Raw genomic sequence first — 13,689 nt, 5'->3', positions numbered from 1 at the left:
CTCGGCGCTCGACCCCTGGAAGCGGTCGACTGTGTCGACGGCGACATCGACCCGGCGGCTGATCTCGGCGACCTGTGCGCGAAACGGCGCGATCACCACCACGTCTTCTGGGTCAACGCCGACATCGAGATACTCCGCCACCACGGCGGCGACACGGTCGGCCTCGGCCGGGTTGGCGTTTCCCTCGCGACGACCGTCGGGGTCGACGAACCGGACGCCGTCGCGGAGGTGGGGGGAAAGTGTGTTGCCGTCGACGCCGGGGAGGTCTGCCAACGTTCCGCCAGCCACCGTGGGCGTCGCCGGGCGGAGCGCTCCGTCGTAGAACTCCGCGGAGGCGAAAGCTTGGATACGCTGGCTCATGCGGTACTGCTTATCGAGCATGACCGACGCCTCCGGGTGTTCGTCGCGGAGGCGCTCGAACAGCGAGCGCGCGAGGCGGTCGCTGCCCGACCGGACGACCGGCGGGAGTTGCTGGTGGTCGCCGACGAGGACGAACCGGTCGGCGCGGTTGATCGCCGCGAACGTTCCCGGTTCGGTCAGTTGCGATGCCTCATCGACCACCGCGACGTCGAACGACTCCTCGCAAAGCGTCCGCGAACCACAGGTCGCGGTGGTGGCGGCGACGACCGGCGACTCGCGGAGGCGGGCCGCCCGCTCGTTTGGCTCACCCCGCCGTTCGAGGCGCAGGTCGAGCATATCCTCGCGGACGCCCGTCGCCGTTCCGACGCGGGCCACGGCCTCGAACCCCTGATCGCGGAGCGCCTCGAGGGCGTTGTCGACCGCGCGGTTCGTAAACGCCGAAAGAATGACGCGGTCACCGCGGGCGACGAGTTCTCGAACGAGTCGGGCGATGGCGTAGGTCTTGCCCGTCCCTGGGGGGCCGTGGATCAGGGCAAAATCCTCGGCTCCCAGCGCCCGTCGGATCGCCTCGTTCTGTGCATCGTTGTTGTCGACGAACGTCCCCGTTATCTCGTCAAACTCGGGGGCACGTCGGCCAAAGAGTACGTCCTTACGATCGGAGTCGGTTTTTAGGAGGGTGTCGTGCAACGCCGTCAACTGTCGTGAGACGGAGAGTTCGGAGGGGTAGACGTCGAGTCGGCACAGATCGAGCGGTTCGTCGGTTCGGACGACCGCCTCCCCGTCCAACGACTCGATCCGACCGAGTTCCGCGTCGCCACCGACCGGATCGCCGTCGCTGGCGAGTGCCACGTCCCCCTCGCGGAGTTTCGACACCGCGTCGTCGGGGACACGAGCGCGGAGTTCCCACTCGCCGCCGGGCAGTTCCCGGCGGCCGGTCGGCTTGAGGTCGATCAGCGCGCGGTCGTCGTCGAACCGTTCTTTGGCGCGTTGCTCCCAGAGTTTGCGGTACTCCGCGTGGACCGCGCGGCGTTCGTCCTCGATAGCGTGGTAGAACGTCTCGAAATACGATCGCTCCGCCTGGGGGATGGCCGTCCCGACCTGCCCCGCCTTCGACTCCTGGTTGAGGCGGCCGGAAACGACCATGCAGGTGTCCTGCTCGAAACACCAGTCACAGCGTGCGTCGGCCTCGTACCCGGTCGGGACGCGGCGCTCGGCCTCGGCCGCCGCGATTTCGTTTCGTGTCCGAACGACGAACTCCAACAGTCCACGACCGACGGTGAACTCCTTTGCCGGCGAGAGGTCCCCGCTCGTCTCGCTCCGGTCGAGGGCCGCGTTTTTGGTGTACAACAAGGTCCCGGTGTCGGGCGGGTCGCCGGACTCGCCAAGCAGGAGTGCGTACGTCGCCGCCTGAATCTTGTCGTGAAACCGCGGGTCGCGGTTCGTGTTCTTTCCCGTCTTGAGCTCGACCGGCATCCCCCGTCTGAGGGCGTCAGCGCGGCCCTTGATCCCGAAGGTGGGGCTGATCAGGGTGTACTCGGAACGCCACTCGTCCTCGTCGGTGAGGGTGCCCTGTGCCAGCCAGTTCTCGATGGCGGCGGCGTTGCGCCGCACCTCGTCGCGCACCTCCTCGGCCTCACGTCCGAGCAGTCCGAGTTCCAACCCCGCGGCCTCGACGTGATCCGCCACGGCAGAATCGAGGTCGCGACCCCGGAGCAGGTCGCCGAACACCTCGTGAACGATGGTCCCTTTGACCACCGGGTACGCGAGGGGAACGCCCGAGAGCTTGTTCAGGTAGTACATCCGGGGACACTGCACCCACGAGCGCACGTCGGTCACGTCGACGAGAAAGTCGGGTTCGAGAACGACGTAGGAGTCGCCCGTGGTGGTGTAGCCGTCGCCTCGTGGCTCGGCGTCGGTGACGAGGAGGTCCATCCCCTCGGCGGCGTGGTCGGCGGTGTGGGTCCACTTCCCCCACAGCATCACGGGTACGGCCTCGCGGTCGGTCGCCACCTTCACATCCTCACCCACGTCGGGCCGGACCGTCGTTTCGACGAGGTCACGCTCGCCGTACTCCGTCGAGACGGTTCGCACATCGCCCACCTCAAGGATCGTCCCGCGAACGTTCACGCCCGGGGGTCGGTGGGCGGCGGCGAAAAACCCTGCGTCGCGCGGCGGATACGGGGCGCGTGGCGTGTGGACACGTCCGGACCGCCACCCGAACCCGGTCTGATCAAGACTCCCGTCGTGGCGACTCGGTCACGGGCACCACCTCGTCCGACCGGCAGAGCGGGCAGGAGTGTGCCGGGCCGTCGACGCCGGTGCCACACACCGCACACTCGAATGTAGAGGCGGTGTCGGTCGCCGGTGTGCCGGAGGCGTCGTTTGTCCGGTTCCCCGCGCCGGTCGCCGGGTCATCCGTCGGGACGTTTCGGTCGTCGGGACCCGCTTGCCCCGCCGACTCCGTCCCCGCCTCCGGGCCGGTGACGACCACCGAACCGGAACCGGCGTCGGTCGAGAGTTTAGGTGGGTCATCCTGTGAGGTCACCGCTCCGGCCGCTGTCTCTGGCTCTGGCTCCGAGGCGGTCACGGCGTTGGCCGCCCGCGGCGACACGTCCGGCGTCTCCAGCGGTCGGTCGTCGCGGTGTGTGATGTCCGGGCCGCCCCCTCTTTTTTCCCCTCCCCGTTCGGTCCGTGGCTCGTCGGCCGCGGTGTCGTTCTCGTCGGCTCCACCGAACAACGAGCCAACCCACTCCCGGATCCGGGTCACGAGTCCGCTCATCGATAGTGTTTGAACAACAGCGCCTTCACGTCGTCTTTGGTCCGAACGTGCTCGGTCGAATCGTCCGAGAGTTCGACCGCGTACCGCTCGTCGCCCGAGGATTCGCCCCACTTGTCGTCGTGGGTGTCGAGCAGGCTCATCATCTCGTTCAGCATGGCGTCATCGCCGCCGCTGTCCCCGCCGCCGCCGGAGTCCTCGTCCGCGTCGCCGTCGGTGGCGGCGTCGCTCCCCTCGTCGGCTGTGTCCGTCGTCGTCCCACCCGATTCGTCGGACGACGGGCCGGTCTCGGCGTCGGCCGTCGTCGCCACACCGGCATCCGCGGCGTCGGCGTTGTCCGCCTCGTACCGATCGAGGAGATACTCAACGGCGTCGCACGGGCGGACGTGCCCGTACTTGCCGACCACGTCCTGCGCGATGTTCTCCTGTAATGCGCGCAGGCGCTCTTCCTGTTCGGGCGTGATCTCTATCTCCGGCATCGTGCCGAGCATACGTCCCGCGGACAATGAATGTGCGCGTCCCGACGACCGACAGGCTAACCTCGGTCGCTTCCCAACACCGATCTATGCGGATCAGAGAGTGGCAGGATATCCTTGACGATGTGACCGACGGGAGCACCGACCCCGACGGGTGGCGGGCCATCGCCGGACAGCGTCGGGACGGTGTCGGCGAGGATCTGTATCTTGGCCACCCCAGCACCGGGGTGTACCACCTCAAGACGTACGCCAAAAACCCCTACGACGTCCGGGGGGTCGGCGCACAGGTCGCCCGAAAGGTCGACAACGGCATCGACCCGTACTTTCCGAGCGAGGACCTCGATCGCCGGTTCGCCGTCCAGTCGCCCCCGGAGAACGAGAAAGAAGCCGAATCGACCGCCCGGAGACTCGCGGAGACGATCAAGGTCCACGCCGAGGCGCCGACGACACCGGAGGATCTCTTTACCGACGTGATGGACGCCATCGACAGCCCGGCCTACGGCCCGATGGAATTCGAACTGTCGGACCGGCCGGACGAACTCGACGCGCTCTCGGAGACGTTCGAGGAGGCGGATGCATTGTTGTCGGCGGAACTCGACGACCTCATCGAGACCGAAGGGGTCGACCGCGGGTTCCAGTAAGTTTCAGTTCGCCTCGGCTGTTTTCGCTTCGAGCAGTTCCTTGTATCGGTTGCGGATGGTCACCTCGGAGATGTTGGCAACCTCGCTGACCTCGCTTTGGGTCACCGTCTCGTTGGTGAGAAGGGCGGCGGCGTAGACGGCCGCGGCGGCGAGGCCGACCGGACTCTTGCCGCTGTGGACGCCCCGTTCGCGGGACGCTTGGAGGAGTTCACGGGCCTGTCGGCTCGACTCCTCCGAGAGGTTGAGGTCGGAGGCAAACCGCGGGACGTACTGCTCGGGGTCCGCCGGCTTGACTTCGAGTTTGAGCTCGCGAACGACGTAGCGGTACGTCCGCGTCAACTCCATCTTCTCGACGCGGGAGACGGTGGCGATCTCGTCGAGCGACCGTGGGGTGCCGGCCTGTCGGGCGGCCGCATACAGTGCGCTCGTGGCGACGCCCTCGATGGAGCGACCGGGGAGGAGATCCTCCGAGAGTGCGCGGCGGTAGATCACCGAGGCGGTCTCGCGGACGTTCTCGGGGAGGCCAAGCGCCGAGGCCATGCGGTCGATCTCACCGAGTGCCTGTTTGAGGTTGCGTTCTTTCGAGTCTCGGGTGCGGAACCGCTCGTTCCAGGTGCGTAGACGCTGCATCTTCTCGCGCTGGCTCGAACTCAGTGACTTGCCGTAGGCGTCCTTGTTCTGCCAGCCGATGTTTGTCGATAACCCCTTATCGTGCATCATCTGGGTCGTCGGTGCGCCGACCCGTGACTTCGAATCGCGCTCGCTGGCGTTGAACGCCCGCCACTCGGGGCCGTGGTCGATTTCGTCGGTCTCGACGACGAGTCCACAGTCGGAACACACCGTCTCACCGTGTTCCTCGTCGGTGACGAGACTCCCGCTACACTCGGGGCAGGTGACCGACTCCGTCTGCTTTTCGTCCGTTCGATCCTGTTCTCGCTCACTCGGCTTCGTCGTGGTGTACGTCGTGGTGTCGCTCATTGTGGGCGGGCACCCTCACCGGGGAGAAACAGAGAGACGTTCGGTGAGAAGTGTCCTTACAAAATGTGCGTGATGAAAGAATAAAAAGCCACCGAGGCAACGGCTCTCATACCGGTTCGTCACGGTCGAACACGCGTGATTTCGTCCGTGTGGACCGGCCGTCGGCGCCGAGAAGCCGCCGATGGATTGTGTTCGTCGGTCGCCGATAACACGACGGGGCCGACCGGGCTCAGTTGAGGTCGAACCGGTCGAGCCGCATCACCTTGCTCCACGCGTCCACGAAGTCGTGAACCAACTCCGCCTCGCCGTCGCTGGAGCCGTACACCTCCGAGATGGCACGGAGCCGGTCGTTCGATCCGAAGATGAGGTCGAAGCGGGTCGCTTCCCACTCGGCCTCACCCGTCTCGCGGTCGTAGCCGTCGAAGAGGTTCTCGTTTCCGGGGACCGGTTCCCACTCGTAGTCCATATCGAGCAGGGTCATAAAGAAGTCGTTGGTCAGCGTTCCCGGTTCGTCGGTGAAGACACCGTAGTCCGAGTTCTGGTAGGTCGCGCCGAGTGCGCGCATCCCGCCAACCAGCGCCGTCATCTCGGTCGCCGTCAGATTCAGCAGTTCGGCTTTGTCGACGAGCAGTTCCTCCGGCGTCTCCTCGACATCGTCGCGGAGATAGTTCCGGAACCCGTCGGCTCTGGGCTTGAGCGCCTCGAACGACTCGACGTCGGTCTGTTCCTGTGAGGCGTCCGTACGTCCCGGTTCGAACGGAACCTCCACGTCGTACCCGGCCTCGGCCGCCGCCTGTTCGACGGCCGCGTTGCCACCGAGAACGATCAGATCGGCGAGCGAAACTGCCACGCCGTCGGACCGCGAGGCGTTGAACTCAGCCTGGATGCCCTCGAGCGTCTCGAGGACCGTCGCCAGTTCGGCCGGTTCGTTCACCTCCCAACTGCGCTGGGGTTCGAGACGGACACGAGCGCCGTTTGCGCCACCGCGCTTGTCGCTGTCGCGGTACGTGGACGCCGACGCCCAGGCCGTCTTGACGAGTTGGCTGGTGGACAGGTCGGTGTCGAGAATCCGTGATTTGAGTTCCTCGACCGCCTCGTCGCCGACGGTATCGTGGTCGGCGTCGGGGAGGGGGTCCTGCCAGATCATCGTCTCGTCTGGAACCTCGGGGCCCAGGAAGCGTTCGGGTGGACCCATGTCGCGGTGGGTGAGTTTGTACCACGCCTTCGCAAAGGCCATCCCGAACTCCATCGGGTTCTCCTGGAACGTCTCCATGACCTCCCGATAGTCCGGATCACGTTTCAGCGCGATGTCGGTCGTGAGCATCATGGGCGTGACCTCCTCGTCGGGGTTCTGTGCGCCGGGTGCGGGGTCGACGAGTTCGCCCTCCTTGGGCGTCCACTGCCAGGCGCCGCCCGGCCCCTTCTCCGGTTCCCACTCGTATTCGAGCAGGTTGTTGACATACCCCATGTCCCACTCGGTCGGGGAGGCGGTCCACGGACCTTCGATGCCGCTGGTGGTGACACCCTCCTCGGCGGCGGTTTCCCCGTCCTGCCAGCCCAACCCCATGTTCTCGATGGGGGCCGCCGCGGGTTCGGGTTCGTGGGCCTCCTCGGGGTCGTCGGCACCGTGGACCTTCCCGAACGTGTGCCCGCCGGCGATGAGTGCGGCCGTCTCCTTGTCGTTCATCGCCATGCGGCTGAACGTCTGGCGGATATTCTTCGCCGACGCCATCGGGTCCGGGTTTCCGTTCGGCCCCTCCGGGTTCACGTAGATGAGTCCCATGACCGACGCGCCGAGTCCATCCATAATCTCGCCGGGTTCCTCGAAGCGTTCCTGAGTCTCCAGTTCCGTTTCGGGTCCCCAGTCGACGGCATCGTCCGGTTCAAAGTCGTCCTCGCGACCGCCGGCGAAGCCAAACGTCTGGAACCCCATCGACTCGATGGCGACGTTCCCCGCCAGAATCATCAGATCGGCCCACGAGAGTTTGCGACCGTACTTTTGTTTGATCGGCAAAAGCAGACGGCGGGCCTTGTCGAGATTCGCGTTGTCGGGCCAACTGCTGATGGGTGTGAAACGTTGTCGCGCGCCGGCCGCGCCGCCGCGGCCGTCGGCGGTGCGGTACGTGCCGGCGCTGTGCCAGGCCATCCGAATAAAGAACGGTCCGTAGTGATCGTAGTCGGCGGGCCACCAGTCCTCCGACGACGTCATCAACTCTTCGAGGTCGGCTTTCACCTCGTCGAGATCGAGTTTCTGGAACTCTTCGGCATACTCGAAGTCCTCACCGTACGGCCCGACATCCCGAGCGTTCGTATCAAGGAGGTCCACGTTCAGCCTGTTCGGCCACCAGTCTTGATTGGACTTACTCATCATCTCTTGATTGCTTCTTCTGCATATTAACCCTGTCCAATTCGGAAAGGAAATTTTTGTCGCCGACCAAACAATCTGCATGATTCGGGAATGTTCTATTAGCCGGGAATCAGCCTTCGCATCCGTGGTCTGTCGCCCGGTGGGGCCGGATATTCCACCGCTGTCGAGCGAAAACGGGCCCGAGATCCAGGTCGTCCGCGGCGAGCGACCGCGTTACGGTCAACCGAGCGGTTTGACCACGACTCGGTGGGGACCGGCCTGGGTCGGGATGTCGACGGCGTTGACCACCGTCTCCCTGACCGCCTCCCGCCACGCCCGAACGGCGGCCGTGTGGCGTTCGTGGTGCCGTTCGGGTGCGTAGGACCCATCGGGGTCACGGGTCTCGTCGGGGTGTGGGTACTGCGGCGGGTCGTCGACGAGGTGTTCCGGATTGAGATGGACGGCGTCGTCGATTTTCCCCTCCGGACGGTGGAGGCGCGCCCGCATCCGAGCCGAGAACGGCGGTGTAACCCGGAGAACGATCCGGCGGTCGGTCCGTCGGTTCGTTTCGAGAGCGGTAACTACGTCGTCAACGGTGACCGCGATGGAGTCGATGATCGTCGGATCGGCCGGGTCCGCCATCGGTCGAACACGGCGCTCGGCCGATGAAAGCGTGTCGGCTACTGTACTCGGCGACGCAGACTACCGCCACAGTCCGGGCACGACGCCCGGTAGGAAATCGGACTCACACGCTGTTCACACTGCTCACACGTCAGCATCGACCGTCCCGTCATCGAACTGTGGTACGAGGGCTACCTTGTTAAACTTTGCCACGCCTTTCGCCTGAGGGGTGATCTACCGGCTCCGACGGGATCGGAGCCCGTCGAGGAGACCCTCAGAGCGCGGGGTCAGGTACGCCGCACCGAAGCCGAGACCGAACCCGAGAAAGTGGGTGTAGAAGTTGACGACGGTCCCGCCGGCGTCGCCTGAGGGGGCAAAGCCGGCGACGGCGACGCCCGGGTAGACGATCAACGCCGCGGCGACGAGGGCGCTGTGGCCGTCGGCGTGAACCCGTTGTCCGAGATTGGCAAGACCGTCGACCCGGCGGTGGATCCCGTAGAGGTACGCGGCCGCCGCCGCGGTCGAGACCGCCACGACGGGGAGGCTGACCCACCGGAGCGGTACCGCCAGCCCTGCCGCGATTCCGCTCCCGACAAAAAACAACGCGAGTGCGTCGTCGGGGTGCACCCGGTCGTCGACGGCCCCGAGACACCGGAACAAGGCAACCGCGAGAAGCCCCAAAAACGCCATGTTGATCCCCGAGAGGCCGAATCCGATCCCGGGACGGGATCTGACGACGAGCAGGTTCAGCCCGGAGAGGATCGGCGGGAAGACGAGGAGATACGTCGCGGTCGCGACATCGAACAGCCAGTCGTCGTCGGCGGAGAGAGCAAGGCCAAGCGCGAGCGGTTCGAGCAACACGAAGACGGCAAGGTTCGTCAGCAGGTGATCGAGACTGAAATGCGTGTAGTGGCTGGCGAACAACGACACGTAGTCCGCCCGCGAGTAGAGCAAGGCGAGATCGACCTTCGTCGACCGAGGGAGGGTGTACAGGCCGACCGACACCCCGACCACCGAGAGGAGCGCGGAGACACCGAAACGGAGCGGCCGTAACGAGTCGACACGCCGGCGCATACCCGAACTGTTCGTCCCCGTGAACAAATACGTCCGGACACACGCCGGCGAGTGCCGGCACCGACGGGGGCAGGGCCGCAACCGCATCGGAAGCGCATTTACGAGCCGGGATCCATACTCCGGGCATGACCGACGAACCTCCCGGGCCTGCCTGGTTCCACGGTGTGGACTCCGGGGACGAGGACGCAGCGTGTAACGCCATCGATGGCGGGCAGGCGGACGAACCGGCTGACTGGCCCACCCACGCCGTCGAGGCGGGCTTCGCCGCCGACGAGGACGAGTACTACGACCGCCTCCACGGAGCCACGGTGAGTACAACGCGGGCGGCCGTTCGGGACCGCGAGCGGGCGGGCGATCAGCAGCTGAAATACGGCGTCCGGGCCATGGACGACGCCGAACGGACGGCGAACGAACTCGCCGAGCGTGTCGCCGAGTGGGCCGGTGCGCTGTTCGACGACGCGCCGGCCGGCGTCGATGGTGCGCGTGCGGTCGTGAACCGCAGTCCGGAGACGCCGGCCGAGCGCCAAGCCGTCTCGCTTGCAGAACGGGTCGCCGCCCTCGATGATGAGGCCGTTGCGCTCCGGTCGTATATCGAACGCGCTGCGCCGGCCGTCGCACCGAACCTGAGCCGGATGGCCGGACCGGTGCTCGCCGCCCGTCTCATCGCCCTCGCTGGCGGCCTCGAAGACCTCTGTAAAAAGCCCTCGGGGACGGTGCAGGTTCTCGGGGCCGAGGACGCCCTCTTCGCACACCTCTCCGGACGCGCCCCTTCGCCGAAACACGGCGTCATATACACCCACGACTACGTCCGTAACACCCGGCCCGAGGATCGGGGGTCGGCCGCCCGCGCGCTCGCGGGCAAACTCGCAATCGCCGCCCGGATCGACCACTACGCCGGCGACCTCAGGCCCGACCTCCACGAGGAACTCGACGACCGGATCGCGACGATCAGAGCGAGGGCCGACGGGTGAGCCTTCCGGACGGCGTCGAGCGTCAGGGGTTCGACGGTCACGAGCGTCTCGCGACCCGCGGTGAACCGGTGTACGGCGAACCGACGGACGGTCCGTGGCGACTGTGGGACGCCGGCCGGTCGAAGGTCGGCGCGATGCTGCAACTCGGGGTGGACACCGGCCTCGCCGGCGGGGACGCCGTGTTGTATCTCGGGGCCGCAAGCGGTACGACCGCGAGCCACATCGCCGACTTCTGTGGTCCGACGTACGCCGTCGAGTTCGCACCCCGTCCCGCACGCGACCTGGTCGGCGTGGCAGCCAAGCGTCAAAACCTCTTTCCCCTCCTGAAAGACGCCCGCCGCCCCGACGCGTACGCACACGTCGTCGAATCCGGACTAGACGCGATCGTACAGGACGTGGCAACGCGCGGGCAGGCCCGTGTTGCTGCCCGTAACCGGCAGTTCCTCCGGCCCGACGGACGACTCATCGCGGCGATCAAGGCCCGGAGCGAGGACGTGACCGCCGCGCCCGAGAACGTGTTCGCGGCGGTTCTCGACGACCTCCGGGACGCGTACGAGGTTCTGGAGACGGCCCGACTGGACCGTCATCACGACGACCATCTCGCCGTCATCGCTCGTCCTCGCCCCGATACAATCGATTAATATAACTCGTCGAAGATTCTTTGACCGCCGCCCCGCATCGGTCACGTATGTCGTTCACCGACGAGCTACAACCGGTCGCCGACGACCTGTGGGCCGACATCGTCGACCACCCGATGGTGAGTCGTCTCGGCGACGGGAGCCTCGACACGGAGCCGTTCGAGTACTGGGTCCGCCAGGACTACGTGTATCTCATCGATTACGCTCGGGTGTTCGCCTACGGTGCGGCGACGGCACCGACGCTCAAGCACATGGGGACGTTCGCCGAACTCCTCCACGAAACCATCGACACGGAGATGGACCTCCACCGGGCGTACGCCGCCGAGTTCGGCATCGACGAACCCGAACTGGAGGCGACCGAACCGTCGCCGACGACCCGGGCGTACACGGACTTTCTCGTTCGGACGGCCGCCACCGGCACCTTCGGCGAATTGGTGGCCGCTCTGCTCCCGTGTATGTGGGGGTTCAACGAGACAGCAAAACGCCTCCGAGCGGACGGCCTTCCCGACGACGACCGGTACGCGGAGTGGATCCGGACGTACGCGGGCGAGGAGTTCTCCGAACTGACGGTGTGGTGTAAGGACCTGCTGGACGAGGTGGCGGCCGACGCGACGGGGACGGACCGAAAACGCTACCGCGACCTGTTTGTCACCTCGGCCCGCTACGAGTACCGGTTCTGGGACGCCGCGTGGCATCGAGAGAGGTGGGCGGCGGGGCCATGAGCGTTGACGACGATGTTCGACGACTCCACGACCACCTCAAAGCGACCGAGGAACAGCCGGTGGCTCCGGCCGCTGGCCGGCTACTGGGCGAGGCGGCGGCCGTCGCAGCCGACCTCGTCGACGCCGACCTTCCCGAACCCGTCGTCGCCGAACGGGTCGGACAGGTGGCGGAGCTACTGGACGAGGTGGAAACAACCGGTAACGAGACGGTCGACGATCACGTCGCCGCTGCCAAACGTGCGACCGAGGACGTTCGTTCTTCGGTCGACGGGGACTGAACACCGACGACAGGTCGGATGGTGAGAGAACCGTGGTGGCCAACGGGGCGCCCCCAGCGTTCCCTGCCGGTCGGTCAGGCCGGGGTCGCTTCTTCGATCAGATCCGCCACGTACTTGTTCTCCCACTCGCGGCGTGCTTTGAGTTCGCGTCGGCCCCGGCGGGTGAGAGTGTAGTAGTTGGTTCGACGGTCGCGCTGTCCCTTGTCGATGAGTCCTTTCTCGACCAACGTGTCGAGATTCGGGTACAACCGGCCGTGGTGAATCTCGCTCTCGTAGTAGGTTTCGAGTTCCTCCTTGATTGCGAGTCCGTGGGGTTCGTCGAGTCCGGCGATCACGTACAGGAGGTCTCGCTGGAACCCGGTCAGATCGTGCATATCTACATTCGGTTATATCTTGATACTAATATGTCTGTCGCGGAAGGGCGGTGTCCCGCTCAACTATGGAGTATCAGGCCCAACGGGGTCCGAGACGCCGGATCAGCCGACATTTAGCCGAGCACAACGAGTGAGTTCGGGGGGTCGGAAAACGGAACGTCACCGACCGCTGATACTGGGGACCGTCCCGGCGAACGGCGCGTCGACGCCGGACCGACGACGGGGGCGGGGTAGCGGCGGACCGGCCCGTCGTCACGACGTGTGTCCATCCGTTGGTGCCGGCGGCGCCGAGGACGTCCGCGACTTATTTAATCGACGGCGACGAAGCGGGCGTCGATGGATCTCGGCTCGCGGGATGCGTTCACCCGGATGGGGACGCTCGGTATCGAAGAGGAGTTCTACATCGTTGACGACGCGGGACGGCCGGCCGCAGGCATCGACGACCTGATCTACGGGAGCGAGCCACCCGAACCGCTCGTCGATCGACTCGATCACGAACTGTTTCAGTTCACCATCGAAACCCAGACACCGGTGATCGAACGGCCGAGCGACGCCGCCGACGAGTTGGCGACGATCCGGGAGGCGCTGGTCCGCCACGCGACCGACCACGGCTACCGGATCGCCGCCGCGGGACTGCACCCCACGGCGAGGTGGCGAGAACTCGACCACGCGACCAAGCCCCGGTACCGCGCCCAACTCGACCGCATCCGGTACCCACAACACCGGAACATCACGTCGGGCCTGCACGTCCACGTGGGCGTCGACGACGCCGACAAGGCGACATGGATCGCAAATCGCCTCCGGTGGTATCTCCCCTTCATTCTCGCGCTCTCCGCGAACTCGCCGTTCTGGAACGGCTTCGACACCGGCCTCGCCTCCGCCCGCGCGAATGTGTTCGAGAACCTCCCGAACACCGGCATCCCGACCGCGTTCGAGGACTTCGATGCCTACCGCCGGTTCGAACGGCGCATGGTCGACACCGGGTCGATCAACGACCGGGGCGAACTCTGGTACGACGTCCGACCCCACACCGGTCACGGCACCGTTGAGGTGCGCACGCCGGACGCACAGGCTGACCCCGGCCGCGTTCTCGCCTTTGCCGAGTACGTCCACGCACTCGTTGTCGACCTCGCCGAGCGCTACGCCGACAACGAGTCGCTCCAGACGCTCCGTCGTGAGGTTCTCGACGAAAACAAGTGGCGTGCCATGCGCTACGGCCACGACGCCGAGTTCGTCGCGCGGTCGGGTGAGGGAACCGAGTCGGTCGCGACGCTCGTTGACGACGAGAGCGACCGTCTCGGCGTCGACGGACTCGGGACCGTCTTCGACGAACCGAGCGGGGCCGCGAGACAACGGCGGGTCCACGACAACGGCGGCGCCGAGGCGCTTCGCGAGTCGATCCTTCTCGGATCGTAACCGGTTTGTCCCCGGTC

Annotated in this window: 14 protein-coding genes; 6 read left to right on the top strand and 8 right to left on the bottom strand. The window is 66.1% G+C overall.

Going from position 1 to position 13,689, the window contains the following annotated elements:
- From Q0925_RS09910 to Q0925_RS09900, 3 genes are all read right to left on the bottom strand, one after another.
- Positions 1-2,487, bottom strand: a 2,487-nt coding sequence (locus Q0925_RS09910; protein WP_299334864.1) for an AAA domain-containing protein, incomplete at its 3' end; no start/stop codon positions are given.
- Positions 2,488-2,590: 103 nt separating this feature from the next.
- Positions 2,591-3,139: a hypothetical protein gene (locus tag Q0925_RS09905; RefSeq protein ID WP_299334862.1), complete on the bottom strand. Its 549-nt coding sequence runs from the start codon at positions 3,137-3,139 to the stop codon at positions 2,591-2,593.
- The gene (locus tag Q0925_RS09900) at positions 3,136-3,627 is read right to left on the bottom strand and encodes a hypothetical protein (RefSeq protein ID WP_299334860.1); all 492 of its coding nucleotides are present in this window, start codon (positions 3,625-3,627) and stop codon (positions 3,136-3,138) included. Before Q0925_RS09900 ends, Q0925_RS09905 begins: the two co-directional genes overlap by 4 nt.
- A 74-nt stretch (positions 3,628-3,701) precedes the next feature.
- On the opposite strand from Q0925_RS09900, the gene Q0925_RS09895 reads away from it, so the two are divergent.
- Positions 3,702-4,253, top strand: a complete 552-nt coding sequence (locus Q0925_RS09895; RefSeq protein ID WP_299334858.1) for a hypothetical protein — start codon at positions 3,702-3,704, stop codon at positions 4,251-4,253.
- Between the two features lie 3 nt (positions 4,254-4,256).
- On the opposite strand, the gene Q0925_RS09890 is transcribed toward Q0925_RS09895, so the two are convergent.
- The 4 genes from Q0925_RS09890 to Q0925_RS09875 all read right to left on the bottom strand — a co-directional run bounded on the left by Q0925_RS09890 (position 4,257) and on the right by Q0925_RS09875 (position 9,273).
- Positions 4,257-5,231 carry a transcription initiation factor IIB gene (locus Q0925_RS09890; RefSeq protein WP_299334855.1) on the bottom strand — a complete coding sequence of 325 codons (975 nt, stop codon included), beginning with the start codon at positions 5,229-5,231 and terminating at the stop codon, positions 4,257-4,259.
- A 229-nt stretch (positions 5,232-5,460) separates the two neighbouring features.
- Positions 5,461-7,599 (bottom strand): catalase/peroxidase HPI, encoded by a 2,139-nt coding sequence (katG, locus tag Q0925_RS09885; RefSeq protein ID WP_299334852.1) that lies wholly within the window; start codon positions 7,597-7,599, stop codon positions 5,461-5,463.
- Between the two features lie 219 nt (positions 7,600-7,818).
- On the bottom strand, positions 7,819-8,220 hold the full coding sequence (locus tag Q0925_RS09880; protein WP_299334850.1) for a hypothetical protein: 402 nt from the start codon (positions 8,218-8,220) through the stop codon (positions 7,819-7,821).
- 213 nt (positions 8,221-8,433) lie between these two features.
- Entirely contained in the window at positions 8,434-9,273 is an 840-nt protein-coding gene (locus Q0925_RS09875; RefSeq protein WP_299334847.1) for a hypothetical protein, read from the bottom strand.
- 125 nt (positions 9,274-9,398) lie between these two features.
- Here Q0925_RS09875 and Q0925_RS09870 point away from each other — a divergent pair, with 125 nt between their 5' ends.
- Genes Q0925_RS09870 through Q0925_RS09855 form a run of 4 tightly spaced genes read left to right on the top strand, consistent with a single transcriptional unit; the run spans position 9,399 to position 11,882 of the window.
- Entirely contained in the window at positions 9,399-10,244 is an 846-nt protein-coding gene (locus Q0925_RS09870) for an NOP5/NOP56 family protein (RefSeq protein WP_299334844.1), read from the top strand.
- Positions 10,241-10,885: a fibrillarin-like rRNA/tRNA 2'-O-methyltransferase gene (locus Q0925_RS09865; protein ID WP_299334839.1), complete on the top strand. Its 645-nt coding sequence runs from the start codon at positions 10,241-10,243 to the stop codon at positions 10,883-10,885. Before Q0925_RS09870 ends, Q0925_RS09865 begins: the two co-directional genes overlap by 4 nt.
- Positions 10,886-10,932: 47 nt before the next feature.
- On the top strand, positions 10,933-11,604 hold the full coding sequence (gene tenA, locus Q0925_RS09860) for a thiaminase II (RefSeq protein ID WP_299334836.1): 672 nt from the start codon (positions 10,933-10,935) through the stop codon (positions 11,602-11,604).
- Positions 11,601-11,882 (top strand): hypothetical protein, encoded by a 282-nt coding sequence (locus Q0925_RS09855; protein ID WP_299334833.1) that lies wholly within the window; start codon positions 11,601-11,603, stop codon positions 11,880-11,882. Before tenA ends, Q0925_RS09855 begins: the two co-directional genes overlap by 4 nt.
- Positions 11,883-11,956: 74 nt before the next feature.
- On the opposite strand, the gene Q0925_RS09850 is transcribed toward Q0925_RS09855, so the two are convergent.
- A complete protein-coding gene (locus Q0925_RS09850) occupies positions 11,957-12,256 on the bottom strand; it encodes a PadR family transcriptional regulator (protein WP_299334831.1) in 300 nt (99 codons plus the stop codon).
- 336 nt (positions 12,257-12,592) lie between these two features.
- Between Q0925_RS09850 and Q0925_RS09845 the strand changes: the two genes are divergently transcribed.
- Positions 12,593-13,672, top strand: a complete 1,080-nt coding sequence (locus tag Q0925_RS09845; RefSeq protein WP_299334828.1) for a glutamate--cysteine ligase — start codon at positions 12,593-12,595, stop codon at positions 13,670-13,672.
- Positions 13,673-13,689 lie beyond the last annotated feature (17 nt).

It is taken from the genome of Haloplanus sp. (assembly GCF_028275055.1).
Classification (GTDB): Archaea; Halobacteriota; Halobacteria; order Halobacteriales; family Haloferacaceae; genus Haloplanus.
The sequence above is the reverse complement of the archived record's forward strand: the minus strand, read 5'-3'. Positions and strand labels throughout refer to the sequence as shown.